Below are 26,992 nucleotides of genomic sequence, written 5' to 3'. Positions count from 1 at the left end.
AGAGAAGTGACGAGGACAACAAAATGTCTCGTATTGGAAAGAAACCCGTTTCGCTGCCGCAGGGCGTGACCGCGACCGTCAACGGCCAGACCGTTACGGCGAAGGGCCCCAAGGGCGAGCTGAAGTTCGTGGTGAACGACGAAGTCCTGGTCAAGATGGAAGGCAGCGAGATCGCTGTCCAGCCGCGCGACCAGACCAAGACCGCCCGCTCCAAGTGGGGCATGTCGCGCACGCAGATCGTCAACATCCTGCAGGGCGTGAAGGACGGCTTCGAGAAGAAGCTCGAGATCACCGGCGTCGGCTACCGCGCCGCGCTTCAGGGCAAAAACCTGCAGCTGGCACTTGGCTTCAGCCATGACGTGGTCTACGAGACGCCGGCCGGCATCACCATCACCGTGCCGAAGCCGACCGAGATCACCGTGGCCGGCATCGACAAGCAGCAGGTTGGTCAGGTGGCTGCCGAGATCCGCGAATACCGCGGTCCCGAGCCCTACAAGGGCAAGGGTGTCCGCTACGCTGGCGAGAAGATCGTCCGCAAGGAAGGCAAGAAGAAGTAGTGCGCCTGGCCCTGAAAAGTCTCGGACTTTTCGGAAAGGGCCAAGCCAGGGAAGTGTAACGCCGCGGGGAGCGGTCGCGGGAGGCGCTTTCGCCTACCGCACATGGCGGCCCCCGTTTTTTGAAGGCAAGGAAGACCATCATGGGTACCAAGGAATCCACGCAGCGCCGTGCGCAGCGCGTCCGTCGTCAGATCAGGAAGGTCGCCGGCGAGCGTCCGCGTCTGTCGGTCCACCGCACCTCGAAGAACATCTATGTGCAGGTGATCGACGACGCCAAGGGCCACACCATCGCCGCTGCCTCGACGCTCGAGAAGGACCTCAAGGGTTCGCTCAAGACCGGCGCCGATACCGCTGCCGCCGCCGCGATCGGCAAGCTGATCGCCGAGCGCGCGACCAAGGCCGGCGTCAAGGAAGTCGTCTTCGACCGCGGCCCGTACATCTATCACGGCCGTGTCAAGGCCCTGGCTGAAGCTGCTCGCGAAGGCGGTCTCAGCTTCTGATTCTTTCACCGTCGGCGACCCTAAGTGGCGTCGACAATCATCAACCCGTGCTTCCGGAAAAGAACAAGGAACAGGATATGGCACAGGAACGTAGGGAAGGCGGCCGCGGCCGCGAGCGTGAAGAGCGCGACGACGGCATGGTGGACAAGCTGGTCCACATCAATCGCGTCGCCAAGGTCGTCAAGGGTGGCCGTCGCTTCGGTTTCGCCGCACTCGTCGTCGTCGGCGACCAGAAGGGCCGCGTCGGCTTTGGTCACGGCAAGGCGCGCGAAGTGCCGGAAGCGATCCGCAAGGCAACCGAGTCCGCAAAGCGCGACATGATCTTCGTGCCGCTGCGCTCGGGCCGCACGCTGCACCACGACGTCGAGGGACGCTGGGGCGCCGGACGCGTTCTTCTGCGTGCCGCCAAGCAGGGTACCGGCATCATCGCCGGCGGCCCGATGCGCGCCGTCTTCGAGACGCTCGGCATGCATGACGTGGTCGCCAAGTCGATGGGGTCGTCGAACCCCTACAACATGGTTCGCGCCACCTTCGACGCGCTGAAGAGCCAGATGCATCCCAAGGATGTCGCTGCCGCTCGCGGCATCAAGTATTCGACCCTTCAGGCCCGCCGCGGCACCGCCGTAGCGGCTGAAGAATAGTCGACTGACCAGGGATTTTGACCATGGCCAAGAAAGCAACCAAGACCATCACCGTTGAGCAGATCGGTTCGCCGATCCGCCGTCCGAAGGAACAGCGCGCGACGCTGGTCGGCCTCGGCCTCAACAAGATGCACAAGCAGCGCACGCTGGAAGATACGCCTTCCGTGCGCGGCATGATCGCCGCCGTTCAGCATCTCGTCCGCGTCGTGGACGAGGGCTGAGCCAAAGCGCAGGAGAACCCAGATGAAACTCAACGATCTGCGTGACAAGGACGGCGCGACGCACTCCAAGAAGCGTCTCGGCCGCGGCATCGGTTCCGGCTCGGGCAAGACCGCCGGTCGCGGCGTCAAGGGCCAGAAGGCACGCTCCGGCGTGGCCATCAATGGCTTCGAGGGTGGCCAGATGCCGCTCTACAGGCGCCTGCCGAAGCGCGGCTTCAACAACCTCTTCGCCAAGAGCTTCGTTGTCGTCTCGCTGGCCCGTATCCAGCAAGCCGTCGACGCCAAGAAGCTTGACGCCAAGGCAACCGTGACGGCCGAGGCGCTTGTCGCCGCCGGCGTCATCCGCCGCGTCAAGGATGGCGTGCGCGTGCTGTCCGACGGCGAGCTCAAGGCAAAGCTCGCCTTCGACGTGGCCGGCGCCTCCAAGGCCGCGATCGAGAAGATCGAGAAGGCCGGCGGCTCGGTCAAGTTGCCGGAAAAGGCAGCTGCCGAGTAACGGCGATTTGAAGCGCGATCGGCAAGAGTGGGACCCAGTTTTTGCTCACGATTGCGCTTTGACCTGCTCAATTAGGCGGCCGCGTCAACGCGGCCGCTTGCATGTTTACAGCCCGGAGCTTATCTCGTGAGCTTCGGTGAAACGCACCGCCTGACCTCACGGGCCATCAAGCGTTACCAAGCGGAGAATCAGGCATGGCTTCGGCTGCTGAACAACTAGCCTCGAATCTGAATTTCTCGGCCTTCGCCAAGGCGGAGGACCTGAAGAAACGCATCTGGTTCACCATCGGCGCGTTGCTCGTCTATCGTCTCGGCACCTACATCCCGCTTCCCGGAATCAACCCCGACGCCTTCGCCCAGGCCTTCTCCTCGCAGAGCAAGGGCGTGCTCGGCATGTTCAACATGTTCGCGGGCGGCGCCGTGCAGCGCATGGCGATCTTCGCGCTCGGCATCATGCCCTACATCTCCGCCTCCATCATCATGCAGCTGATGACTTCGGTCATCCCGTCGCTGGAAGCGCTGAAGAAGGAAGGCGAACAAGGCCGCAAGGTCATCAACCAGTACACGCGCTACGGCACCGTGCTTTTGGCGCTTGTGCAGGCCTATGGCATTTCGGTGGGCCTGGAGGGCGGTAACGGCATCGTCAGCGATCCCGGCATGTTCTTCCGCATCTCGACCGTCGTCACGCTGGTCGGCGGCACCATGTTCCTGATGTGGCTCGGCGAGCAGATCACCGCGCGCGGCATCGGCAACGGTATTTCGCTGATCATCTTCTCCGGCATCGTCGCAGGCCTGCCGCATGCCATCTCCGGCACGCTGGAACTCGGCCGCACCGGCGCCCTGTCGACCGGTCTGATCCTGGCGATCATCGTTCTGGCCATCGTGGTCATCGCGCTCATCGTGTTCTTCGAGCGCGCCCAGCGCCGCCTGCTGATCCAGTATCCGAAGCGGCAGGTCGGCAACCGCATGTTCCAGGGCGATACCTCGCATTTGCCGCTGAAGCTCAACACGTCGGGCGTCATTCCGCCGATCTTCGCGTCGTCGCTGCTCTTGCTGCCGGCTACCATCGCCGGCTTCTCGCAGACGACCAACATGCCGGCCTGGGCAAGCACCATCCTGGCTTCGCTTGGCCACGGCCAGCCACTCTACATGCTGTTTTATGCGGCGATGATCGTTTTCTTCGCCTTCTTCTACACAGCGATTGTCTTCAACCCGAAGGACACCGCCGATCAGCTCAAGAAGCATTCGGGCTTCATCCCGGGCTATCGTCCGGGCGAGCGCACCGCCGATTATATCGATTACGTTCTCACCCGCATCACCGTCGTCGGCGCCATCTACCTGGTGCTGGTGTGCCTGCTGCCGGAGTTCCTGATCTCGGCGACTGGCGTACCGTTCTACCTTGGTGGCACATCGCTTCTGATCGTGGTCAGTGTCACGCTCGATACGGTCGCGCAGATTCAGGGTCACCTGATCGCGCACCAGTATGAAGGCCTGATCAAGAAGTCGAAGCTGCGCGGGGGGAAGAAAGCCAGATGAGGTTGATTTTGCTTGGGCCGCCAGGAGCGGGCAAGGGGACACAAGCACAAAGACTGGTAGAAAAACACGGCATACCCCAGCTCTCGACGGGCGATATGCTGCGTGCCGCCGTCCAGGCCGGAACCGAGGTCGGCAAGCGTGCCAAGGCGGTGATGGATGCCGGTGAACTGGTGTCGGATGCCATCGTCAACGCGATCGTTGCCGAGCGGATCGATCAGGCCGATTGCGCCAAGGGGTTCATCCTCGATGGCTATCCGCGCACGCTGGTGCAGGCCGATGCGGTTGATCAGATGCTTTCCGAACGTGGCATCGGCCTCGACACGGTCATCGAACTGGTCGTCGACGACAGGGCCCTGGTCGGCCGCATCGTCAAGCGTGCCGAGGATGCCAAGGCCGCCGGCCAGCCGGTGCGCAAGGACGACAATCCGGCGGTGTTCGAAGAGCGTCTGCGCGAGTACTACAAGAAGACCGCTCCGCTGACCGGCTACTATTACGCCAAGGGCAAGCTGAAGACCGTTGACGGCATGGCCAGCATCGATGCGGTGACCACCGAGATCGAAGCTGTTCTGTCAGCGGCCGCCAAGGCGCGGTAAGGGAATTTAAAGATTAAGCTTGACGAGGGCGGTCCGCTGCGGTATGGCGGCCCGTCTTCCTATCAGGTGCGAACTTTGCTTGTCCGCAAGGGCAAGGCAGTCGCTTTGAACTGGAAACTCCCGCAAGGGCCGGCCTCCACCGGACGCGGGGCAACTTTGACAGCGCCGGGTCTTCCTTGTTTTGAAGGTTGGCCGGCCCAGATGGAGAAGAGAAGAACATGGCTCGTATAGCCGGCGTCAACATTCCGACCAACAAGCGCGTCGTCATCGCGCTTCAGTACATTCACGGCATTGGCAAGAAGTTCGCCCAGGAGATCGTCGACAAGGTCGGCATCCCGGCCGAGCGCCGCGTCAACCAGCTGACCGACGCGGAAGTGCTGCAGATCCGCGAGACCATCGACCGCGACTACCAGGTCGAGGGCGACCTGCGCCGCGAAGTGTCGATGAACATCAAGCGTCTCATGGACCTCGGCTGCTACCGTGGCCTGCGTCACCGCCGCTCGCTGCCGGTTCGCGGCCAGCGCACGCATACCAATGCGCGTACCCGCAAGGGCCCGGCCAAGTCGATCGCCGGCAAGAAGAAGTAATTTAGGGCAGTAAGGGAGTAGGGCAGTAAGGCAATAGGAACGGCAGACATACTGCCCTACTGCCATATTCCCCTACTGCCTTCTCCTAGGTGGAGCCGCTGGCATTACGGCGGTGTAGAGATCAACTGAAAGGACTATCATGGCCAAGGAAGCCGCTCGTGTTCGCCGTCGCGAACGCAAGAATATCTCGTCGGGCGTTGCCCACGTCAATTCGACCTTCAACAACACGATGATCACCATCACCGACGCGCAGGGCAACTCGATTGCCTGGTCGTCGGCCGGTGCCCAGGGCTTCAAGGGTTCGCGCAAGTCGACCCCGTTCGCTGCCCAGATGGCTGCCGAGGACGTTGCCAAGAAGGCCCAGGAACACGGCATGCGCATGCTCGAGGTCGAGGTCTGCGGACCTGGTTCCGGTCGTGAATCGGCACTGCGCGCCCTGCAGGCGGCCGGCTTCACCATCACCTCCATCCGTGACGTGACGCCGATTCCGCACAATGGCTGCCGCCCGCGCAAGAAGCGCCGCGTCTAAGCAATTATTGAACGCCGCGTGAGCGCCTCAACGGCGCTCCTCCGCGGCATTCCAGGTCGCCCGCCACGATTGGATGGTGGCGGGTCAACGGAAGGAAAGCATCATGATCCAGAAAAATTGGCAGGAACTGATCAAGCCGAACAAGATCGAGTTCTCGTCGAAGAAGAAGACGCTGACCACGCTGGTCGCCGAGCCGCTCGAGCGTGGCTTTGGCCTCACTCTCGGCAACGCGCTGCGCCGCGTGCTTCTGTCTTCGCTGCGCGGTGCGGCCGTTACCGCCGTGCAGATCGACGGCGTTCTGCATGAATTCTCGTCCATCGCCGGTGTGCGCGAGGACGTGACCGACATCGTCTTGAACATCAAGGAAATCGCCATCCGCATGGAAGGCGACGGCCCCAAGCGCATGGTCGTTCGCAAGCAGGGCCCGGGTGCGGTTCTCGCCGGCGACATCCAGACGGTTGGCGATGTCGAGATCCTCAATCCCGACCACGTCATCTGCACGCTGGACGAAGGCGCTGAAATCCGCATGGAATTCACCGTCGACACCGGCAAGGGCTACGTGCCGGCCGAGCGCAACCGCGCCGAGGACGCGCCGATCGGCCTGATCCCGGTCGACAGCCTCTACTCGCCGGTCAAGAAGGTCTCCTACAAGGTCGAAAACACCCGTGAGGGCCAGGTTCTCGACTACGACAAGCTGACCATGACCATCGAGACCGATGGCTCGATCTCTGGCGAGGACGCGGTGGCATTCGCCGCCCGCATCCTGCAGGACCAGCTTGGCCTGTTCGTCAACTTCGACGAGCCGCAGAAGGAAGTCGCGGCGGAAGCCGTCACCGAGCTCGCCTTCAACCCGGCGCTGCTCAAGAAGGTCGACGAACTCGAGCTTTCGGTGCGTTCGGCCAACTGCCTGAAGAACGACAACATCGTCTACATCGGCGATCTCATCCAGAAGACCGAAGCCGAGATGCTGCGCACCCCGAACTTCGGCCGCAAGTCGCTGAACGAGATCAAGGAAGTCCTGGCTGCGATGGGCCTGCATCTCGGCATGGAAGTGCCGGACTGGCCGCCGGAGAACATCGAAGACCTCGCTAAGCGTTACGAAGACCAATATTGAGCATGAATTCCAAGGATCGGCGGCGTGAGCCGCTCGATCCGACGGTCATGCGGAAAACCATCAGAGGCCTTGGCCTCTTGAACAACTGAAGAAGGAAAAGAGCCATGCGCCACGGTTTCAAAGGCCGCCGCTTCGCCCGCAGCATTAGCCATCGCAAGTCGATGTTCGCCAACCTCGCCGTGTCGCTGCTCGAGCACGAGCAGATCGTCACCACCCTGCCGAAGGCGAAGGACCTGCGTCCGATCGTCGAGAAGCTGGTGACGCTCGGCAAGCGCGGCGACCTGCATGCCCGCCGCCAGGTGATCGCGCAGATCGGCAATGAAGGCGTCGTCAAGCGCCTGTTCGACACCATCGCCCCGCGCTACGCCAACCGCAACGGCGGCTATCTGCGCATCATGAAGGCGGGCTTCCGTCACGGCGACAATGCCGCGATGGCCGTCATCGAGTTCGTCGATCGCGACATCTCGGCCAAGGGCGCCGGCGACCGCGCCCGCCTCGAAGCCGAAGGCACCGACGCGGAAGCCGCGGCCGCATAAGGCACCGTCTTTCCGGAATGAATTGAAGGGGCCTGCGGGCCCCTTTTTCATGTTCTGCATGCGTCGAGGCACACATAAAGATCCTCTGGCGCGAAAATAATCGGATTTCAGCGGCTTAGCCTTTCATTTTGCACAATCGTCGGGACAATGCGCCCGAACTTGCCTTGGAGGATTCGCGAATGCGCGCCAAAAGACTGTCCTTTGTTCTGCTCTGCGCCTTCATGGTGGTCGCAGCCGCACCGGCAGTCCGGCAGGCGCTGGCCGAAGACGCTGCTAAGCCCGCGGATCCGGGCCTGTCGGACGTGCTGACCGATCTGTTGCATGGCGTTGAAGGCGAGAATGTCACCTCTGGGCCCGACAAGCGCGTGCCGTTCGGCCGCGAGGAGGTGCAGCTTTCGTTCGCGCCGCTGGTCAAGCAGACCGCGCCGGCCGTGGTCAATGTCTATGCTTCGCAGACGGCCAAGGTCACGTCGCCTTTTGAAGGCGATCCGTTCTTCGAGGAGTTTTTCGGCCGCGCGCAGCCGCGGGCGCAGTCCTCGCTCGGCTCGGGCGTGCTTGTCGATCCGAGCGGTGTCATCGTCACCAATTTCCACGTCATCAAGGATGCCGATGAGGTCAAGGTGGCGACCGCCGACGGGCGCGAATTCGCCAGCAAGATAATGCTCAAGGACGAGACACTCGATCTCGCCGTGCTCAAGATCGAATCCGACAAGCCGTTCCCGGTCATCGCCATCGGCGATTCCGACGCGCTTGAGGTCGGCGACCTGGTGCTGGCCATCGGCGACCCCTTCGGCGTCGGCCAGACCACCACCAGCGGCATCGTTTCCGCACTTGCCCGCAGCCATATCGGCGTCTCGGATTCGGGCTATTTCATCCAGACCGACGCCGCTATCAATCCTGGCAATTCGGGTGGCGCGCTCATTAACATGGGTGGCCAACTGGTCGGCATCAACACAGCCATCTACAGCCGCAGCGGCGGTTCGATCGGCATCGGCTTCGCCATCCCCGCCAACATGGTGCGGGCCTTCGCCGACGCCGCCAAGGCCGGGCTCGATTTCTTCGAACGGCCCTATATCGGCGCCGAGTTCGAAGCGGTGACTCCGCAGATCGCCGAATCGCTCGGCATGGAAAAGCCGACCGGGGCGCTGGTCTCGTCGGTCGACGCGGCGGGACCCGCCGGCAAGGCAGGGCTGAAGCCCGGTGACGTCGTGATGCAGATCAACGGCAAGCCGGTCGAGAGCATCGCGGCGCTGGACTATCGCATGGCGACGCTGTCGATCGGCACCAAGGCGAATTTCGCGATCCTGACCAAGGGCCAGCAGGCGGCGATGGATATCGCGCTGGAGCGTGCGCCGGAAGGTGCGAAGGCGTCGGAAGTGACGCTGCATGGCCGCAGCCCGTTTTCGGGTGCCAAGGTCGCCGAACTGTCGCCGCGGCTTGCCCAGAAGCTCGGCCTGCGTACAGATCTCAAAGGCGTGACCGTGATCGATATCAATCGCGATTCGCCGGCCGCCGATTTCGGCTTCCAGCCGGGCGATATCGTGCGCGAGGTCAACGGCACCACCATCGACACCGCCGCGACGCTGGCGCAGGTAGCCCAGCAGGATACGCGCTGGTGGCGCTTTACCGTCGAGCGCGGCGGGCAGATACTGCGCCAGGTGTTGCGTTACTGAGTTCGGCCCGAGCGGTCGTGCTCCAACCTGAAGACATAAATGGCCGATCTGTTCAGCGTCGATGAACCGGAAAAGGCGCCGCCCGGACGGCCGCTGGCTGACAGGCTGCGGCCCAGAAATCTTGGCGAGGTCGTCGGCCAGGAGCATCTGACCGGCCCCGATGGCGCGCTGACCCGGCTGATCGGCTCCGGCTCGCTGGGCTCGATGATCTTCTGGGGGCCGCCGGGCACTGGCAAGACCACGGTGGCGAGGCTGCTTGCCGGCGAGACCAGCCTGGCCTTCGAGCAGATATCCGCGGTTTTTTCCGGCGTCGCCGACCTCAAGAAAGTGTTCGAGGCGGCGAAGCTGCGCCGCGCCAACGGCCGCCAGACCCTGCTTTTCGTCGACGAGATCCACCGCTTCAACCGTGCCCAGCAGGATTCGTTTCTCCCTGTCATGGAGGATGGGACGGTCGTTCTGGTCGGCGCCACAACCGAGAACCCGTCCTTCGAATTGAATGCCGCTTTGCTGTCGCGCGCGCGCGTCATGGTCTTTCATTCACTCGGCGAGGAGAGCATCGCCAAGCTGATGACGCGCGCGGAGGCCACGGAGGGCAGGGCGCTTCCGCTCGACGACGAGGCGCGGGCGATGCTGATCCGCATGAGCGATGGCGACGGACGCGCATCGCTGACACTCGCCGAGGAAGTCTGGCGCGCAGCCAAGCCTGGCGAGATATTCGATCCCGAAGGGCTGCAGCGTATCGTCCAGCGCCGCGCGCCGATCTACGACAAGGGCCAGGACGGCCACTACAATCTGATCTCGGCGCTGCACAAGTCGGTGCGCGGCTCGGACCCGGACGCCGCGCTCTACTATCTCGCGCGCATGTTCGATGCCGGCGAGGATCCGCTCTATCTCGGCCGCCGGCTGGTGCGCATGGCGATGGAGGACATCGGCCTTGCCGACCCGCAGGCGCTGGTCGTCGCCAATGCCGCCAAGGACGCCTATGACTATCTGGGCTCGCCTGAGGGCGAACTGGCCTTTGCCGAGGCCACTGTCTATCTCGCCACAGCGCCCAAATCCAACGCCGTCTACACCGCCTTCAAGGCAGCCACGCGCGCTGCCAAGGAGCATGGTTCGCTGCTGCCGCCAAAGCACATCCTCAACGCGCCGACCAAGCTGATGAAGGAAGAGGATTACGGCGCGGGCTATCGCTACGATCATGATGAGCCGGACGCTTTTTCGGGCCAGGACTATTTTCCGGAGAAGATGGGCCGCCAGACGTTCTACGATCCACCCGAGCGTGGTTTCGAGCGCGACATCAGGAAGCGGCTCGACTACTGGGCAAAGCTGCGCAAGGAACGGGGCTAGCTGACTTTGCGCGGCCCGGTGGTCGTCACGCTTCGAAGCGAGGCCTCGCCATGGGGTATCTCGACCTCCGTCGTTCTCCACACGCTGCTTGCCGCGACGTTGGCTCTCATGCCGCTGCCGAAGCTGCCGAAGCGGCTGGAAGAGGAGCGGGTGTCGGTCGGCATTCTGACACCCCAGCAGTTCGAGGCGTCGACAAGGCCATCGCCAGCGCCAGCAAGACCTTCGGCACCAGAGGCGCCAGCGCCATCACCACCGCCGAGTGCTCCTCCTCAAACTCAACCACCCACCGCGCCGGCCATGATCCGGCCGACCGAAATGCTGTCGGGCAAGACGCTCGCCGATCCGCGCAGCCGGCAGGCGCGCGCCGATCTTGCGACCTTCGCTTCCGACGAGCGCATGGTGCAGTTGTGCAATCTCGAAGCCATGGACCAGATACGACGATGGCGCGCGGACTTTCAGCCGGAGCGCGTCGTGCCTTACGCAACGGCCGAAGAGAGGGTCCGCGGCACCACGATCGCCGCGGATGGCGCGGCTTTCCGCAGTCGCAAAAACTGGTATAACCTCAAGTTCAAATGCCAGCTCGCGCAAGACGGCGAAAGCGTCATCGGCTTTGAGTTCCTGGTCGGCGATCCCGTGGCCAGGGAGAAATGGGACGAGCTCGGCTTGCCGGCGGTGCATTGACCCCAGCGGTTCATTGACCGAAGTCTGGCAAATTCCACCAGGCAGCTGCCAGGCCACGCAGTCGTGGCGTTGTGCGGCGACCCAAAAAATCTTATCAAGGCGCACGGTCGGGCGGTGGCCGTTGCCGAGATTTGGCACACTCATTCGCAACAGGATCGCGCTCCGCGCGTGGAAAAATGACAAAAACCCTTCGCAAATCCCTTCGCAAATTCGCCATCGCCATCCCACTTCTCGCCCTTGGCTTTTACTTCATCCCCATCCTCACGACGATCTTCATCGTCTGCGGGCTGATCGACGTGCTGCGCAACGACAGGAAGGATCTGGCGCTGTTCAGCGGTTATTTCCTTGGCAACGGCCTCTTCACCTGGCTGCTTTCGCCGTTCAACCTGCTGGTTGATCTCCTGTGCTACCGGAACCCCGGCGTGTGGAAGCTGGAGCAGTTTCCGGACGATTATCAGCGCGAGGTCAACGAGGTCCTGGACATCTTCAAGGCGCGCAAGGACGAGATCATTGCCGATATCGATGCCAATTTCGGCGTCGGTCGGCGCGGCATGTATGTCTATCAATGGTACGGCAAGCACAAAATAGACAACGTCGCCGAATTCAACAAGGATTTCAAATACATCAAGACCATCGCCGTTTCCGTTTTCAGCAAGCGCGAATCGACCTCCTGGCACTTCGGGCCGCTGCGGCTCAGCCTGCGCATCCTCTACAATCTGATCCCGGTGAAGGCGGAAATCTTCGTCGAATGCGGCAACGTCAAGAACTATTGGTACGACAATCCGCAGTTCATTTTCGACGATACGCTGCTGCATCGCTCGGTCAACGAATATGACGGCCGCCGTTACTGCGTGTTCATGGACATCATCAGGCCGTCCCCGTTCCCAAGACTCATCGCCGGCATGCTCGCCGTCGTGTCGGTCAGTGTCGAGCGGATCAATTCGATGTTCTACAAGAACTGGAAAATGATCGGCTCGACCAAGCCGAAGAAGGTGGAAACCACCTGAGCTGACAATACGTAGCCGGCAGCAGTTTGCAAGCAAGCATCTCTGCCGGCTGCTTTGCGGATCGCTGGTTATTGGCGTTCTCCATGCTTGCTGCGTGGGTACTTAAGCATCAGCTCATTTGGCGTCGGCCCATGGGCTCTCAACAATTCATTATATGAATCTTGTCACAAGATTCGCCGGAGCGGCTCCTGGCGGCGTCAGGGGACGACTTCGGCGTTGGTTCCGCGTTTCTGTCTCTTCTTTCCTTGGCGGTCTCAAGTGACAAAGAACAAAATCTTCGGATTCTGGACGGGTACCTACCTATGCACCGTGTTGTTTGGGCTTGCCCTCAGCGCTGCGTACATAAATCTCGAAGAGTCCGTCTACTACTGGGACTTCGCCGCCTACTTCAACATGTTCAACCAGCAAGGCGCCCTCCTGGTCGAGAGCCCTTCCAAATGGCTGAGCCAATTGAGCACCTCCATCGCGACGGAAGATTACGGCGTGGCGATCCTGGTGCCCCTGATGCCGTTTCACCTCGCTTTCGGCGGTTCAAGGCTTTCCTTCGTCGCTGGAATAGTCGCGGTGTACCTGGTCCCGGCGGTGCTTTTCATAGGCAGAATAAGCTATCTGGAGGCGGTCTCCGAGACACCCTCCCGAGGTTGGATCGCCGTCTGGATCGCAGCCTTCCTGTATACTCCGTTCTGGGCGCCGACGCTTCGTGGATTGCCTGACGTCGCCGGCTGTCTCGCTTTGACCGCGGCAACCTATTTCCTCTGGAAATCCAAGTTCCTGACCCGCGAACCGGTGATAAGCGGAATATCTGTAGGCGCGTGCCTATGGTTGGCGTTCATGCTGCGCCGCTGGTACGCCTACGCCGCAATAGGGATCACCGTTTCCGCGGCCTTGCTGGGTCTGCTGCAGATCGCAAGGGATCGGGATTTGCCGGCCTTCCGGAACGCTGTGTTGGGCGGCGTGTGTGCGATTTTCCTTATTGCCGCGACAGCGTTGAGCTTCCAACTGCCGCTGATCGCCAAGATCCTGGGAACCAGCTACGCCGACCTTTACAGCGGATACAGGACGACCTTTGTCAACCAACTTGGTGGAATAGGCTCCCGGCTCAGCTATCTGAACTGGGCGTTGGTCATAGCAGGCCTCTACATCTCTGTTGTGCGCGGCAACAGATTTTCCTTGCTCTGTGCCATCGCCGCCGGGCTCACCTTCCTGATCTTTATCCGGACACAGGATCCCGAACGGCATCATTCTCTACCGATGTTGCTGTGGCTCTTTCCCGCCTATGCCCAGGCGATCGTTTCGATCGTCTCCGCGCCGGCACTGAAATCGCGATGGTCGGCCGCCGCCATGGCCGTTGTTGCCGGACTTGCGTTTCTGGGCACGTTTTTTCCCGCTGGCCGTCAGTTGTTGTCGCCGGTCGGCTTCGTCTTCGCCAGGGAAGCCACGCTTCCGCTTCACCTCGACAATCTCCCCGAGTACCGGCGCCTGATCGATGGCCTCATCGCCAGGATGGGACCGGAGGACCGGTTTTCGGTGTTTGCCTCGGGTCCTGTGATGAGCGACGCACTCTTGTTCGGCATGAAGCGGGATCTTGTTACCCATGTCGGATGGATTTGCCAGGTGGACAGTCGCGATCAGTTCCAACCGGACGCATTGAAATCCAGATACGTTGTCGTGACGGACCGTCCGGTTACCCATCTGCAACCGGGTGCCCAGATCTGCGTCACGATTCCGAACCAGTACATTGTCGAGGGAAAAGGCATCGGGGCTGCATACAAGCGTATCGCGGAATATCAATTGTCCGGCGTTACCGGTTACCTCTACGAGCGGGTGCGCCCGGTCAGCAGAGCCGAAGTCGATGCCCTCTACAGTGAGTTCAGGAAAAAGTATCCGGGCTGGGTAACGCCTGACTGGTGACGAGCATCTTGGCGGTTTCGGGCACAGGCCGCCTTTCTCGTCTGTTGCACCATCGTCCAATAGCGTCGCCGGGCTTCGGTGCCTACAACTCCATACTGCGGATATATCTGAGTGGATATAACGCAGCTCGGGTTGGAAGCGACAATCGCCTTTGGAGGATAAGGTGAGCGGACGGCAGCCTACGGTTCATCATGCGGACTTCATCCAGGCGGCCATCGCCGGCAGCGATGCAGCGCGTTCGGCGCTGGTTGCGTCCTGGCGGCGCTCGCTCACATTGCACGGCCTCGATCCAGCCGAACGAAAGGCGCCGCAGCGTCTCACCAAAAGCGAGTTGAGCAAGGCCCGGCAACGCATAGAGCCGCTGCTGCGCGCCGCGGATGCGAGCCTCGATCGTCTCTACCTCGCCGTGGGCGGCGTTGGTTGCTGTGTGCTGCTTGCGGACCGTGACGGCATTCCTGTCGAGCGCCGCGGCGCCGTTGCGGATGACGACACGTTCGACGAGTGGGGGTTGTGGACGGGCACGGTATGGAGCGAGGACTCCGAGGGTACCAATGGCATCGGCACCTGTCTTGCCGATCAGCGCGCCCTCACCATCCACCGCGACCAGCATTTCTTTTCGCGCAACACATTGCTCAGTTGCACCACGGCGCCGATCTACGATCATGAAGGCAATCTGGCGGCCGCCCTCGATGTGTCATCTTGCCGGTCGGACCTGACCGAAGGCTTCGTCAACCTGATCGCCATCGCGGTGGGTGACGCCGCGCGTCGCATCGAGGCCGAGAATTTCCGCCTGGTGTTTTCAGACGCTCGCATCCTGCTGGCACCGGTCGCCGAGCGCAGCGCCAGTGCATTGATCGCCGTCAATGGCGATGATTTGGTGATCGGCGCAACACGCTCGGCCCGCCTTGGCCTCGGCATCACCCAGCAGATCCTCGCCAAGGGTCTCCCTGCCGCGGACATTTTGGGCAACTTGGCCAGGGCGGCGGAAGATCTGGACGAAGCCGAGCGCGGCGTGGTCCAGAGGGCCATGGCGCGCGCCGAGGGTAATGTGTCGGCGGCTGCCAGCAGCCTCGGCATTTCGCGGGCGACCCTGCACCGCAAGCTTGCCCGCTTCGGCATCCGCCGTCCGCACTGAGCTTTGAGCCCCTGACTGTCGCAGATCTGCGACAGTCCGCGCTGGCGGATGCCGGAGCCGGGGCTGACAAAGCTGACCCCGTCCGCGACTCTTCCCAACGACGCGCCACATCCCGTGACGCTGCCACTTGGGAGGAAGACAATGAACAAGGTGGAATTTTCCCGCACGGCCAAGGTTCCCTTCGCCAAGCGTTATGACAATTACATCGGCGGCAAATGGGTTGCCCCGCTTTCCGGAAAATATTTCGAGAACATATCGCCGGTGACCGGCCGGCCGCTGGGCGAAAATCGCTCGCTCGGACGCCAGGGACATCGAGGCAGCACTCGATGCCGCGCACAAGGCCAAGGACGCGTGGGGCAGGACCAGCGCCGCCGCCCGCGCGCTGATCCTCAACCGCATCGCCGATCGCATGGAAGACAATCTCGACCTCCTGGCGCTTGCCGAAACCTGGGACAATGGCAAGCCGATCCGCGAGACGACCGCTGCCGACTTGCCGCTGGCCATCGACCATTTCCGCTATTTTGCCGGTGCCGTACGCAGCCAGGAAGGCGGCATCTCGGAGATCGACCACGACACCGTCGCCTATCATTTCCATGAGCCGCTTGGCGTCGTTGGTCAGATCATTCCCTGGAACTTCCCGCTGTTGATGGCGGTGTGGAAACTGGCGCCGGCACTTGCCGCCGGCAACTGCGTGGTGCTGAAGCCGGCCGAACAGACACCCGCCACCATCATGCTGTGGGCGGACCTGATCGGCGACCTGTTGCCGGATGGTGTGCTCAACATCGTCAACGGCTTTGGCCTCGAGGCCGGCAAGCCGCTCGCTTCATCGAACCGCATCGCCAAGATCGCCTTCACCGGCGAAACCACGACGGGCCGGCTGATCTCTCAGTACGCCAGCCAGAACCTCATCCCGGTGACGCTCGAACTCGGCGGCAAGTCGCCCAACATCTTCTTCCAGGACGTGACCGCGGAAGATGACGACTTCTTCGACAAGGCCATCGAAGGCTTTGTCATGTTCGCGCTGAACCAGGGCGAGGTCTGCACCTGTCCCAGCCGCGCGCTGGTGCATGAGAAGATCTACGACAAGTTCATGGAAAAGGCATTGAAGCGCGTCGAGGCGATCGTCCAGGGCGACCCGCTCGATCCGGCTACCATGATCGGCGCACAGGCATCGAGCGAACAGCTGGAAAAGATCCTGAGCTACTTCGACATCGGCCGCAAGGAAGGCGCCGAAGTGCTTGCCGGCGGCGAACAGAACCATCTGCCGGGCGATCTGGCCGGCGGCTATTACGTCAAGCCGACCGTGTTCAAGGGCCACAACAAGATGCGCATCTTCCAGGAGGAGATTTTCGGGCCGGTGGTCTCGGTGACGACCTTCAAGGATGACGACGAGGCATTGTCGATCGCCAATGACACGCTCTATGGCCTCGGCGCTGGTATCTGGAGCCGTGACGCGAACCGCTGCTACCGCTTCGGCCGCGCCATCCAGGCCGGCCGTGTCTGGACCAACTGCTACCACGCCTATCCCGCGCACGCGGCTTTCGGTGGCTACAAGCAGTCCGGCATCGGACGGGAAAACCACAAGATGATGCTCGACCACTATCAGCAAACCAAGAACATGCTGGTCAGCTACAGCCCGAAAAAGCTGGGTTTCTTCTGATTGCCTCCCGAGGCGGCGCATGATCCCCCCGGGCGGATCATGCGTGATCCGAGGCGTGGCTCTATCAGCCGCGCCTCGGATGGTTTGGGGATGGAGGAGGACGGCATGTCCGACAAGATTTCACTCGGAAAAGTCTCGGCCACGCCGGAAGCCATTGCCTTCCTGGCGGAGATCATCGCCGACCACGGCCCGGTGCTGTTTCATCAATCGGGCGGCTGTCGCGACGGCTCCTCGCCAATGTGCTATCCCCGCAGCGACTTCATCGTCGGCGACAATGACGTCATGCTGGGCGAGATCGGCGAAACGCCGGTCTACATCAGCGCTTCGCAATACGAAGTGTGGAAGCACACCGACCTTACCATCGACGTGGTGCCGGGCAGGGGTGGCATGTTCTCGCTCGACAATGGGCGCGAGAGGCGGTTCCTGACGCGCTCGACCATCTGTGCCGTTCCGGAGATGCCGTCAGGGGCTTGACGGGTTGACGCCGCCGCCCTCGCAAGGGCAGTAAACGGCGATGTTCAATCTGCTTCTTGTTGTCGTCGGCGGCGGCATAGGCGCCGGCATCCGCCATCTCACCAACATGGGCGCGCTGCGCCTTGTCGGCCCCAACTATCCCTGGGGCACGATGGCGATCAACATCCTTGGCTCCTTTGCCATGGGTCTGTTCATCGCCATCATGGCGCGCCGCGGCGGGCCGAACGAAGTCAGGCTATTTGTCGCCACCGGAATCTTGGGCGGCTTCACCACTTTTTCCGCCTTTTCGCTCGATTTCGCCACGCTGTGGGAACGGGGAGCCACGCTGCCGGCGTTTGGATATGCGCTGGCCAGCGTCATTGGCGCCATCATCGCCCTGTTTTTGGGTCTTTGGCTCGCAAGAAGCCTGCCTTAATGCTATTGCCGCGCCAAGCGCAGGCCGAGCCCTGCTTTGGAAACGGGTAAGCGAAGAAAAAATGGCAGGCGTTGAACAGATCACGGTGGAGGCCGGCGAGGCGGGCATGCGGCTCGATCGCTGGTTCAAGACCCATTTTCCGGGCCTTGGTTTCGGCCATTTGCAGAAGCTGCTGCGCTCCGGCCAGATCCGCGTCGATGGCGGCCGCGTCAAGGCCGACAGCCGTGTCGAGCCTGGCCAGGTGGTGCGTATCCCGCCACTCGAGGTCGACAAGAAGGGTGAAAGCGCGCTGACCGGCCATTCGATCCGCAACCAGGGCGATGCCGACGTTCTAGCGAAAATGCTTATCCATGAGGACCCGAAGGTTTTCGTCTTCAACAAGCCGGCGGGCCTTGCGGTGCAGGGCGGTTCGGGCGTCACCCGCAATGTCGACGACATGCTGGAAGCCTGGCGCAACCAGAAGGGTGAGAAGCCGCGGCTGGTTCATCGGCTCGACCGCGACACGTCGGGCGTGCTGGTCGTCGCACGTACAAGGCTCGCCGCGATGAAGCTGTCCGAGGCGTTCCGCGCCCGCGAAACGAAGAAAACCTACTGGGCCCTGGTCAAGGGCGTGCCGCCCAAGCGCGAGGACAAGATCTCGACCTGGCTGATCAAGGAACCAACGCCCGACGGCGACCGGGTGCGCATTGCCGCGCATGGTGAAAAGGGCGCCGATCACGCCGTATCCTACTACCGCATCATCGAGCAGGCGGCGCAGACCATGACCTGGCTGGAGATGGAGCCTTATACCGGCCGCACCCATCAGCTTCGTGTGCACGCCGCCTATATCGGCTGCCCGATCATCGGCGACCCGAAATATTTCGAGGCCGACACCAACTGGGACTTTCCGGGCGGCATTCAAAACCGACTGCATCTTCACGCGCGCCGCATCATCATTCCGCACCCGGACAAGGGCGTCATCGATGTCACCGCGCCGATGCCGCCGCATATGCGCCAGAGCTGGAACCTGATCGGCTTCGACGAGCAGAACGCGGAGGACTGACCTTGAGCGGCGCCACCGACGCGCTCGATCGGCGCGACACAGTCGACATGGCCGCCGCCGCCATCATGGTCGGCCTGACCTTTTCGTGGGGCCTGAACTACGTCGCCGCCAAGATCTCCTATGCCGGCTACGACCCCGTCTTCCTGTCGATCGCACGCTCGATCATCGGCGGCTTCTGCGTCTTCCTGTGGTGCCGTTGGCGCGGCATTGCTCTGTTCACGCGCGACGGCACATTGCTCGCCGGCATTGTCGTGGGTGCGCTTTTCGGCGTCGAGTTCCTCTGCCTCTATGTCGGCCTGGAGCATACGACAGTTGCCCGCAACACGCTGCTGGTCAACACAATGCCGTTCTGGATGCTGATTGGCGGTCATCTCCTGCTTGGCGAACAGATCACCATGCGCAAGTTCCTTGGCCTGCTGCTGGCCTTCGCCGGCCTTGCCGCCGTCTTTTCAGACAAGCTTGGCGGCGGCGGGGACATGCTGTTCGGCGATCTCCTCAGTCTCGGCTCCGGATTTTTCTGGGCCTTGACCAATATTCTCATCAAACGCTCGAAACTGGTTGAAGCGAGCGCCGAGAAGCTGCTGCTCTATCAACTCGCCGGTGCGGCGGTCGTCGGCATATTGGTGTTGCCTCTCGCCGGTCCGCCGGTGCGCGATGCCTCCTTGTTGCCGACATTGGCGCTGCTTTTCCAGGCGATCTACATCGTCGCTTTCACCTATGTCCTGTGGTTCTGGCTGCTGCGTCGCTATCCCGCGTCAAGCCTGTCCAGCTTCACGTTCCTGTCGCCGGTTTTTGGTGTTTTGTGCGGTGCGATCATCTTGAACGAACCGCTGACCATTCGCATTTTTCTGGCGCTTGGCCTGATTGCAGCGGGCCTGATCATCGTCAACCGGCCGGCGCGCAAGCTGACACCGGTGTGAGAGAGATTTTTCATGCGTGACATCCTCAACGACCTCGAAGCGGGCAAGTATCTTTCGGATCCGGATCCTGTGCGTCGCGCCCAGATCCAGATGAAGACGCCGCTGCCCAAGCGCTTCTACAAGACCGTTTCGGTTGCGCCGGTAGAGCAAGGTTTCGCCGTGCATCTCGACGGCAAGCCGGTGCGCACGCCCGGCAAGGCGCTGCTGGCGCTGCCGACCGAGGCGGCGGCGGTGCTGGTTGCCGACGAATTCGCTGAACAGGGCGAGACGATCAATCCGGTGACGATGCCGGTAATGCGCCTGGTCAACACAGCCATCGATGGCGTCGCCAGTGACCCGCAGGCGGTGCTGGAAGACATACTGCGTTTTGCCTCGTCCGACCTGCTTTGCTACCGCGCCGACGCGCCGCAAGGGTTGGTTGACCGGCAGAACGAGCAGTGGGATCCCGTCATCGATTGGGCGCGCGCTGCATTCGGGGCGCGCTTCAACCTTGCCGAGGGCATCATCCATGTGGAGCAGCCGCGCGAGACGATCGCCGTTCTGGGCAGTCATCTCAATCAGCGCGCCGAGCCGCTGCGGCTGGCCGCCATCCACCTCATGACCTCGCTGACCGGTTCGGCGCTGCTGGCGGTGGCCGTCGATTTCGGTGAGCTCGACGCGGATGCCGCCTGGGCCGCCGGCCATGTCGACGAGGACTGGCAGATCGAGCAATGGGGACAGGACGCCGAAGCGGTCGCGCGCCGTGCCGCCCGTAAGCGCGACATGATGGCCGCGGCCGGCCTTCTCGAGGCGCTCAAGGCCTGAGCCCGGGCCGTTGCCGCACCGCACCTAATACCAAAGTCATAATCCCATCGTCGCTCTGCCGCCAGCGGGCGCTTTCTGCCATTTTTTGCCTGATGGCTCCGCTTTTTTTTGAGTCTGCGTTCGGAGGAGAACGCGGACATTGGCGTTGCATCGAGGGCAAGGGTCTCACGGGAGGACATATCAATGGCAATGGCATCGACCGCCGGCGGAACGAGCCGCGGCATGACGCGAGAGGAGAAGAAGGTCATCTTCGCTTCCTCGCTCGGCACTGTTTTCGAATGGTACGATTTCTATCTCTACGGCTCACTGGCGGCCTTTATCGGTTCGACCTTTTTCAGCCCGACCATTCCCGAGGCGACGCGCAACATCTTCGCGCTGCTGGCCTTCGCCGCTGGTTTCCTCGTGCGCCCGTTCGGCGCGCTGGTGTTCGGCCGCCTTGGTGACCTTGTCGGCCGCAAATACACATTCCTCGTCACCATGACGATCATGGGCCTGTCGACCTTCCTGGTTGGCCTGCTGCCCGGCTATGCGACTTTGGGCATCGCCGCTCCGGTGATCCTGATCTTCCTGCGCATGCTGCAGGGTCTGGCGCTCGGCGGCGAATATGGTGGGGCGGCGACCTACGTTGCCGAGCACTCGCCGGATGATCGCCGTGGCTTCTACACGTCCTGGATTCAGACGACGGCGACGCTCGGACTGTTTCTGTCGCTGATCGTTATCCTCATCGTCCAGGGATCACTGAGCAAGGAAACCTACGCTGCCTGGGGTTGGCGCATTCCGTTCATCGTCTCCTTCGTGCTGCTCGCCGTTTCGATCTGGATTCGGCTGTCGCTTTCGGAATCGCCGACCTTCCAGAAGATGAAGGACGAAGGAAAGGGATCCAAGGCGCCGCTTTCGGAAGCCTTCGGTCAGTGGAAGAATGCCAAGATCGCGCTGCTGGCGCTGTTCGGCCTTACCGCCGGCCAGGCCGTGGTCTGGTATAATGGTCAGTTCTACGCGCTGTTCTTTCTGCAGAACGTGCTCAAGGTCGACGCGCAATCGGTCAACATCATGATTGCCGTTGCGCTGGCGCTTGGCTCGATCTTCTTCGTCGTCTTCGGCTGGCTGTCCGACAAGATCGGTCGCAAGCCGATTATCATGGCTGGCCTTGCGCTCGCCATTGTCAGCACCTTCCCGCTGTTCAAGGCTTTGACCTGGGCCGCCAATCCGGCGCTCGCCAAGGCGCAGCAGAACACGCGGGCGACAGTGACGGCGGCACCCGGAGACTGCAGGTTCCAGTTCAATCCGGTCGGCACAGCCAAGTTCACGACGTCCTGCGACATCGCGACTTCGTTCCTGACCAAGAACTCGGTTCCCTATGACGTGGTGTCGACGGCCGCGGCCGGAACGGCTGCGTCGGTCAAGATCGGCAACGAGACGGTGACGTCCTACGACGCGGTCGCCGCCGGCGATCAGGCCAAGGCCAAGGACTCGGCCTTCGTCAAGGCCGTCAACATGTCGTTGCAGGACGGCGGTTATCCGTTGAAGCGGGCAGCGATCAAGGTCGCGGACCAGAAGCTCGACGCTTTCATCGCAGCCAACCCTGAGCTGAAACTTGATGCTGCCGCCATCCGCGGCGGTGAAAAGGCAGCGGTGCCGACCGATCAGGCGGTCAAGGACAAGCTCTTGACCACGGATGAGGCGGCGGGCGCCCCGGAGGTCACCGTCTATAATATACCGGGTGGCGGCGCCTTCGCCATGTTCGCCGATCCGGCGGCCGTGAACTGGCCGATGACAATCGGCATCCTGTTCCTCCTGGTGCTGCTCGTTACCATGGTCTACGGCCCAATCGCGGCGATCCTGGTCGAGATGTTCCCGACCCGCATCCGCTACACCGGCATGTCGCTGCCCTATCACATCGGCAATGGCTGGTTCGGTGGTTTGCTGCCCGCGACGGTGTTCGCGCTCAGCGCCTACAGGGGCGACATCTACTACGGCCTTTGGTATCCGGTGGTGATCGCGGCGATCACGCTCGTCATCGGCATGATCTTCGTCAAGGACACGCTCGGCACCAACTTGCACGCCAAGGATTAGTCGATCGGATCCATGTGCCAATGAAAAGCCCGGAGTGAGCTATCACGCCGGGCTTTTCATGTCGGAAACCGGAAGAAGCGGATTAGCTCTTCCGATGATTTTCTTCCTCGACGGCTGCTTCGTGATACCAGCCGTCAAAATCGGCGTATGTGGTACGCAACGAGGCGAGCTCTGCCGCGAATTGCGCCTTCGCGCCTAAATTTGAGGCAGATTTACGCGCTGCCAGAGGGAACATCAGAATTTTCGCCGACGGACGGGTGGGAACGATTTCCATGGGCCGTCTCCTTTCTTCTTCAGGAGCTTGTCGATTCAGCTTTCTCAGAAGATAGGTCCTGCGATTCCTTTAGGCAATATGCCTACGAAAAGATCATTATTTACCTAATATTTGTGCGAGTTGCGCGTTTGATCGATCCGAACCCATTGATGAGGCGGCTCAGCAAATTCGACGCGATATCGCGGCCATTTTGCCGCACCCGCCAATACCGGAGTGGCACACGAATTGCATTTTAGTGATCGGCAGCGCCGGCTGCCGACGGCAGACGCATGTCGATGCCGTTTGGTGTTCGGTGATCAAGCAACGAGAGGCTAGAATGACGAAATACAAGCTCGAGTACATTTGGCTCGATGGATACACCCCGGTCCCCAACCTTCGCGGCAAGACGCAGATCAAGGAATTCGCGGAATTCCCGACGCTCGAACAGCTGCCGCTGTGGGGGTTCGACGGTTCCTCGACCATGCAGGCCGAGGGCCGCAGCTCTGACTGCGTGTTGAAGCCGGTGGCGCTTTACCCGGATCCGGCTCGCACCAACGGCATTCTGGTCATGTGCGAAGTCATGATGCCCGATGGCGTAACCCCGCATGAATCGAACAGCCGCGCGACCATCCTCGATGACGAGGATGCCTGGTTCGGCTTCGAGCAGGAGTATTTCTTCTACAAGGACGGCCGTCCGCTCGGCTTCCCCGAGAGCGGCTACCCGGCACCGCAGGGTCCGTACTACACCGGCGTCGGCTACAAGAACGTCGGCGACGTCGCACGCAAGATCGTCGAAGAGCATCTTGACCAGTGCCTTGCTGCCGGCATCAACCATGAAGGCATCAACGCCGAGGTGGCGAAGGGCCAGTGGGAATTCCAGATTTTCGGCAAGGGCTCCAAGAAGGCCGCCGACCAGATCTGGATGGCGCGCTATCTGCTTCTGCGTCTGACCGAGACTTACGGCATCGACATTGAGTTCCACTGCAAGCCGCTTGGCGATACTGACTGGAACGGCTCGGGCATGCACTGCAACTTCTCGACCAAGTTCATGCGCGAAGTCGGCGGCAAGGCCTATTTCGAGGCCCTGATGGCACAGTTCGACAAGAACCTCATGGACCACATCGCCGTCTACGGTCCGGACAACGACAAGCGCCTGACCGGCAAGCACGAAACCGCGCCGTGGAACAAGTTCAGCTACGGCGTCGCCGACCGCGGCGCTTCGATCCGCGTACCGCACTCCTTCGTCAAGAATGACTACAAGGGTTATCTGGAAGACCGCCGTCCGAATTCCCAGGGCGACCCCTACCAGATCGCCTCCCAGGTTCTGAAGACGATTTCGCAGGTTGCGACCGACGCGTCGGTTTCGGCCGCCGCCTGATTGTTTTCGCGGCGCGGGCCATGAGATGACCCGCGCCCGCAACTTCAGTGACAAAAAGCCCCGGCAGGAAACGCCGGGGCTTTTTGTGTTTTTGGGGTGGGGGCAGCGCATGAATCCACCACGACGCCTTCGGGTAACCTCTTAATTCAGGGCGTCGACGGATATCCGCTTGATGCTTGTTCTGAACACAGCCCACACGGCACCGACGACCATGCCGATGAGATGCCCGCCCTGCGCTATCCCTGTTCCGTGAGAGCCTTGGTCCTTGCCAGGAGCTCTTTTTGGCGGCGCCGGCTGCGTGGAATGAATTCCCCCAAAAAAAGTCAGGTTGAAAAGGGTCGGCCAAAACCGTGGCGTCCGTCCGCGTCGGCTGACGTTTGGTCACCGTGCTCCCAGGACCGTAGGCACGGAAATTGCCTGAAAAGCCCGGAAAACCGCCAGTTCGAGCGGTTTTGTAAACTCAAAGGCTCTTATATAAGTCTCTGTTAAAACACTAAGATCGACCGTTTGCACCACCGGCTGGCAACGTTGACAGATCGCGCCGCGGCATGCGTATCGTGCCTTGGGGTTACGCCAAAGCGATGCTGTTCGAACGGGGCGGGGTTTCTTGAACGACGGCATTGGCGGGGGCGCCGGACGAGCGGGCATTGCAGCCTGAGGCAGTGCGCCGCTCGCTCCTGGCGGCTTGTTGCGCCCTAGAGCCATCCGCCAACGCGCCTACCATGGCTTTATACCGCGACCATGAAGCCGCGTGTTTCGGCGGCGGTCACAAGCGGGCAAAGCCACACGATCCCAGCACCCAAAAGCAATTCACTGATGTGACTGACCATACGCATCCACGGTGAGCGTTGGCGCAGCAAAAAGCCCTTGAAGGGGGAAATCCTTCAAGGGCTTTGCAAGCTATCCGAACGGGCTCTTAGACCGAGTAGTACATGTCGTATTCGACCGGATGCGGGGTCATTTCGAAGCGCATCACCTCGGCCATTTTCAGTTCGATGTAGCTGTCGATCTGGTCGTCGTCGAAGACGCCGCCGGCCTTCAGGAAGCCGCGGTCCTTGTCGAGGCTCTGGAGCGCCTCACGCAGCGAACCGCAGACCGTCGGGATCTTCTTCAGCTCCTTCGGCGGCAGGTCGTAGAGATCCTTGTCCATCGGCTGTCCCGGATGGATCTTGTTCTTGATGCCGTCGAGACCGGCCATCAGCAGCGCGGAGAAGGCCAGGTAAGGGTTCGCGCCCGGATCGGGGAAGCGGACCTCGACGCGCTTGGCCTTCGGCGACGAGCCGAACGGGATGCGGCACGAGGCCGAGCGGTTGCGCGCCGAATAGGCGAGCAGCACCGGCGCTTCATAGCCGGGCACCAGGCGCTTGTACGAGTTGGTCAGCGGGTTGGTGAAGGCGTTGATCGCTTTGGCATGCTTGATGACACCGCCGATGAAGAACAGGCAGTTCTCCGACAGGCCGGCATATTCATTGCCGGCGAAGGTCGGCTTGCCACCCTTCCAGATCGACATGTGGACATGCATGCCCGAACCATTGTCGCCGAAGATCGGCTTCGGCATGAAGGTTGCCGTCTTGCCGTAGGCATTGGCGACCTGGTGCACGACGTATTTGTAGATCAGCATCTTGTCGGCGTTGCGCACCAATGCGTCGAACTTGATGCCGAGTTCGTGCTGGGCGGCCGCCACCTCGTGGTGATGCTTTTCGACGCGCACGCCCATTTCGGCGAGCACGGTCAGCATTTCGGAGCGCATGTCCTGCGCGCTGTCGATCGGCGGCACCGGGAAATAGCCGCCCTTGACGCGCGGGCGGTGGCCAAGGTTGCCGGTTTCGTAGTCGGTGTCGTCATTTGACGGCAGTTCCGTGGAATCGAGCCTGAAGCCGGTGTTGTAGGGATCGGCCTTGTACTTGACGTCGTCGAAGACGAAGAATTCGGCTTCCGGGCCGACATAGATGGTGTCGCCGATGCCTTCGGCCTTCATGTAGGCTTCGGCCTTCTTGGCCGTGCCGCGCGGATCGCGGTTGTAGGATTCGCCCGAGACCGGGTCGAGGATGTCGCACAGGATGACCATGGTCGACTGCGCGAAGAACGGGTCCATGTGAACGGTGTCCGGATCGGGCATCAGCACCATGTCGGACTCGTTGATGGCCTTCCAGCCGGCAATCGACGAGCCGTCGAACATGACGCCGTCGGCGAACATGTCTTCCTCGACTTCGACGACATCCATCGTCACGTGCTGCAGCTTGCCCTTCGGGTCGGTGAAGCGCAGGTCGACGAATTTCACGTCGTTGTCCTTGATCTGCTTCATGATGTCTTTGGCTGTCGTCATGTCATGTATCCCTGTGTGATGACGTGTTTTTTGATGGATGACGTTTTTTCGAGGATGGGCGCGTCAGACCGCGTCCATTCCGGTTTCGCCGGTGCGGATGCGCACGACTTCCTCGATGTTGGAGACGAAGATCTTGCCGTCGCCGATACGGCCTGTCTGCGCCGCCTTGCGGATGGCCTCGATGGCGCCTTCGACCGCATCGTCGCCGAGCACGACCTCGATCTTCACCTTGGGCAGGAAATCGACGACATATTCGGCGCCACGATAGAGTTCGGTGTGGCCTTTCTGGCGTCCGAAGCCCTTGGCCTCGGTGACGGTGATGCCTTGCAGTCCGGCCTCCTGAAGCGCTTCCTTCACTTCGTCCAGCTTGAATGGCTTGATGATCGCTTCGATCTTTTTCATGTAAAAAGTGGCCTCCACTGCCAAAAAAACGGGTTGTGAGCCCCCGCTTGCGCCTCCATCAAGCACGAACTGTGCCAATTCAGCGGAACAGAAGCGGTCTCATACGATTTCAAAGCCGTACCGCGCCGGGATGCAAATTCGCGTCATTCACTGCATCGGATGCGGCACCGGCTTCTTGAGTC

The 26,992-nt window shown here is 61.6% G+C and carries 28 protein-coding genes and 1 pseudogene; 25 read left to right on the top strand and 4 right to left on the bottom strand.

From position 1 onward, the window contains the following. The first annotated feature begins 23 nt into the window (after window positions 1-23). From rplF to FJ977_RS20020, 13 genes are all read left to right on the top strand, one after another. The gene (gene rplF, locus FJ977_RS20080; RefSeq protein WP_013895694.1) at window positions 24-557 is read left to right on the top strand and encodes a 50S ribosomal protein L6; all 534 of its coding nucleotides are present in this window, start codon (window positions 24-26) and stop codon (window positions 555-557) included. Between the two features lie 140 nt (window positions 558-697). Continuing rightward, the gene (rplR, locus tag FJ977_RS20075) at window positions 698-1,057 is read left to right on the top strand and encodes a 50S ribosomal protein L18 (protein WP_010909284.1); all 360 of its coding nucleotides are present in this window, start codon (window positions 698-700) and stop codon (window positions 1,055-1,057) included. Between the two features lie 77 nt (window positions 1,058-1,134). Further along, a complete protein-coding gene (gene rpsE, locus FJ977_RS20070; RefSeq protein WP_032933400.1) occupies window positions 1,135-1,698 on the top strand; it encodes a 30S ribosomal protein S5 in 564 nt (187 codons plus the stop codon). A 23-nt stretch (window positions 1,699-1,721) separates the two neighbouring features. Next, a complete protein-coding gene (rpmD, locus tag FJ977_RS20065) occupies window positions 1,722-1,919 on the top strand; it encodes a 50S ribosomal protein L30 (RefSeq protein ID WP_006205449.1) in 198 nt (65 codons plus the stop codon). Window positions 1,920-1,941: 22 nt separating this feature from the next. Beyond that, window positions 1,942-2,415 (top strand): 50S ribosomal protein L15, encoded by a 474-nt coding sequence (rplO, locus tag FJ977_RS20060; RefSeq protein WP_056568053.1) that lies wholly within the window; start codon window positions 1,942-1,944, stop codon window positions 2,413-2,415. A 194-nt stretch (window positions 2,416-2,609) separates the two neighbouring features. Next, the gene (gene secY, locus FJ977_RS20055) at window positions 2,610-3,950 is read left to right on the top strand and encodes a preprotein translocase subunit SecY (protein ID WP_056568050.1); all 1,341 of its coding nucleotides are present in this window, start codon (window positions 2,610-2,612) and stop codon (window positions 3,948-3,950) included. Continuing rightward, complete coding sequence (locus FJ977_RS20050) at window positions 3,947-4,543, top strand: adenylate kinase (RefSeq protein ID WP_140773914.1); 597 nt, start codon at window positions 3,947-3,949, stop codon at window positions 4,541-4,543. The genes secY and FJ977_RS20050 overlap by 4 nt, the downstream gene beginning before the upstream one ends. Before the next feature lie 218 nt (window positions 4,544-4,761). After that, on the top strand, window positions 4,762-5,130 hold the full coding sequence (rpsM, locus tag FJ977_RS20045) for a 30S ribosomal protein S13 (RefSeq protein ID WP_006205445.1): 369 nt from the start codon (window positions 4,762-4,764) through the stop codon (window positions 5,128-5,130). A gap of 139 nt (window positions 5,131-5,269) precedes the next feature. Then, window positions 5,270-5,659: a 30S ribosomal protein S11 gene (gene rpsK, locus FJ977_RS20040; protein ID WP_006205444.1), complete on the top strand. Its 390-nt coding sequence runs from the start codon at window positions 5,270-5,272 to the stop codon at window positions 5,657-5,659. A 103-nt stretch (window positions 5,660-5,762) separates the two neighbouring features. After that, window positions 5,763-6,773: a DNA-directed RNA polymerase subunit alpha gene (locus FJ977_RS20035; RefSeq protein ID WP_006205443.1), complete on the top strand. Its 1,011-nt coding sequence runs from the start codon at window positions 5,763-5,765 to the stop codon at window positions 6,771-6,773. A gap of 104 nt (window positions 6,774-6,877) precedes the next feature. After that, window positions 6,878-7,309: a 50S ribosomal protein L17 gene (gene rplQ / locus FJ977_RS20030; protein ID WP_140773913.1), complete on the top strand. Its 432-nt coding sequence runs from the start codon at window positions 6,878-6,880 to the stop codon at window positions 7,307-7,309. Between the two features lie 179 nt (window positions 7,310-7,488). Next, window positions 7,489-8,982 carry a DegQ family serine endoprotease gene (locus tag FJ977_RS20025; protein ID WP_140773912.1) on the top strand — a complete coding sequence of 498 codons (1,494 nt, stop codon included), beginning with the start codon at window positions 7,489-7,491 and terminating at the stop codon, window positions 8,980-8,982. Window positions 8,983-9,021: 39 nt separating this feature from the next. Next, the gene (locus FJ977_RS20020) at window positions 9,022-10,329 is read left to right on the top strand and encodes a replication-associated recombination protein A (protein WP_140773911.1); all 1,308 of its coding nucleotides are present in this window, start codon (window positions 9,022-9,024) and stop codon (window positions 10,327-10,329) included. Here FJ977_RS20020 and FJ977_RS35890 read toward each other — a convergent pair. Next, window positions 10,326-10,493, bottom strand: a complete 168-nt coding sequence (locus FJ977_RS35890; protein ID WP_181179973.1) for a hypothetical protein — start codon at window positions 10,491-10,493, stop codon at window positions 10,326-10,328. The two genes, FJ977_RS20020 and FJ977_RS35890, sit on opposite strands and share 4 nt — an antisense overlap. A gap of 133 nt (window positions 10,494-10,626) precedes the next feature. Here FJ977_RS35890 and FJ977_RS20015 point away from each other — a divergent pair, with 133 nt between their 5' ends. From FJ977_RS20015 to FJ977_RS19965, 11 genes and pseudogenes are all read left to right on the top strand, one after another. Continuing rightward, window positions 10,627-11,010 carry a DUF930 domain-containing protein gene (locus tag FJ977_RS20015; RefSeq protein ID WP_140773910.1) on the top strand — a complete coding sequence of 128 codons (384 nt, stop codon included), beginning with the start codon at window positions 10,627-10,629 and terminating at the stop codon, window positions 11,008-11,010. A 176-nt stretch (window positions 11,011-11,186) separates the two neighbouring features. After that, entirely contained in the window at window positions 11,187-12,017 is an 831-nt protein-coding gene (locus FJ977_RS20010) for an aspartyl/asparaginyl beta-hydroxylase domain-containing protein (RefSeq protein WP_140773909.1), read from the top strand. Between the two features lie 258 nt (window positions 12,018-12,275). Beyond that, on the top strand, window positions 12,276-13,928 hold the full coding sequence (locus FJ977_RS20005; protein ID WP_140773908.1) for a hypothetical protein: 1,653 nt from the start codon (window positions 12,276-12,278) through the stop codon (window positions 13,926-13,928). A 163-nt stretch (window positions 13,929-14,091) separates the two neighbouring features. Next, window positions 14,092-15,063 carry a helix-turn-helix domain-containing protein gene (locus FJ977_RS20000; RefSeq protein ID WP_140773907.1) on the top strand — a complete coding sequence of 324 codons (972 nt, stop codon included), beginning with the start codon at window positions 14,092-14,094 and terminating at the stop codon, window positions 15,061-15,063. Between the two features lie 141 nt (window positions 15,064-15,204). Further along, a pseudogene (adh, locus tag FJ977_RS19995) lies at window positions 15,205-16,723 on the top strand (aldehyde dehydrogenase). 105 nt (window positions 16,724-16,828) lie between these two features. Continuing rightward, window positions 16,829-17,197, top strand: a complete 369-nt coding sequence (locus tag FJ977_RS19990) for a DUF779 domain-containing protein (protein WP_140773906.1) — start codon at window positions 16,829-16,831, stop codon at window positions 17,195-17,197. A 40-nt stretch (window positions 17,198-17,237) separates the two neighbouring features. Further along, window positions 17,238-17,612 carry a fluoride efflux transporter CrcB gene (gene crcB, locus FJ977_RS19985; RefSeq protein WP_140773905.1) on the top strand — a complete coding sequence of 125 codons (375 nt, stop codon included), beginning with the start codon at window positions 17,238-17,240 and terminating at the stop codon, window positions 17,610-17,612. Window positions 17,613-17,673: 61 nt separating this feature from the next. Further along, entirely contained in the window at window positions 17,674-18,654 is a 981-nt protein-coding gene (locus FJ977_RS19980) for an RluA family pseudouridine synthase (RefSeq protein ID WP_140773904.1), read from the top strand. 47 nt (window positions 18,655-18,701) lie between these two features. Next, complete coding sequence (locus tag FJ977_RS19975; RefSeq protein ID WP_181179985.1) at window positions 18,702-19,574, top strand: DMT family transporter; 873 nt, start codon at window positions 18,702-18,704, stop codon at window positions 19,572-19,574. A gap of 12 nt (window positions 19,575-19,586) precedes the next feature. Next, window positions 19,587-20,378 (top strand): ATP12 family chaperone protein, encoded by a 792-nt coding sequence (locus FJ977_RS19970; protein ID WP_140773902.1) that lies wholly within the window; start codon window positions 19,587-19,589, stop codon window positions 20,376-20,378. Between the two features lie 183 nt (window positions 20,379-20,561). Then, a complete protein-coding gene (locus FJ977_RS19965; RefSeq protein ID WP_140773901.1) occupies window positions 20,562-22,451 on the top strand; it encodes an MFS transporter in 1,890 nt (629 codons plus the stop codon). Between the two features lie 82 nt (window positions 22,452-22,533). Here FJ977_RS19965 and FJ977_RS19960 read toward each other — a convergent pair whose 3' ends face one another. Beyond that, window positions 22,534-22,725, bottom strand: a complete 192-nt coding sequence (locus tag FJ977_RS19960) for a DUF2735 domain-containing protein (protein WP_140773900.1) — start codon at window positions 22,723-22,725, stop codon at window positions 22,534-22,536. Window positions 22,726-23,041: 316 nt separating this feature from the next. On the opposite strand from FJ977_RS19960, the gene FJ977_RS19955 reads away from it, so the two are divergent. Further along, window positions 23,042-24,082 carry a glutamine synthetase beta-grasp domain-containing protein gene (locus FJ977_RS19955; RefSeq protein WP_065005076.1) on the top strand — a complete coding sequence of 347 codons (1,041 nt, stop codon included), beginning with the start codon at window positions 23,042-23,044 and terminating at the stop codon, window positions 24,080-24,082. A 916-nt stretch (window positions 24,083-24,998) separates the two neighbouring features. Here FJ977_RS19955 and glnA read toward each other — a convergent pair. Continuing rightward, the gene (gene glnA, locus FJ977_RS19950) at window positions 24,999-26,408 is read right to left on the bottom strand and encodes a type I glutamate--ammonia ligase (protein ID WP_140773899.1); all 1,410 of its coding nucleotides are present in this window, start codon (window positions 26,406-26,408) and stop codon (window positions 24,999-25,001) included. A gap of 63 nt (window positions 26,409-26,471) precedes the next feature. Beyond that, window positions 26,472-26,810, bottom strand: a complete 339-nt coding sequence (locus tag FJ977_RS19945; protein WP_006205430.1) for a P-II family nitrogen regulator — start codon at window positions 26,808-26,810, stop codon at window positions 26,472-26,474. Between the last annotated feature and the right edge of the window lie 182 nt (window positions 26,811-26,992).

It is taken from the genome of Mesorhizobium sp. B2-1-3A (assembly GCF_006442655.1).
Taxonomy (GTDB): Bacteria; Pseudomonadota; Alphaproteobacteria; order Rhizobiales; family Rhizobiaceae; genus Mesorhizobium.
The sequence above is the reverse complement of the archived record's forward strand: the minus strand, read 5'-3'. Positions and strand labels throughout refer to the sequence as shown.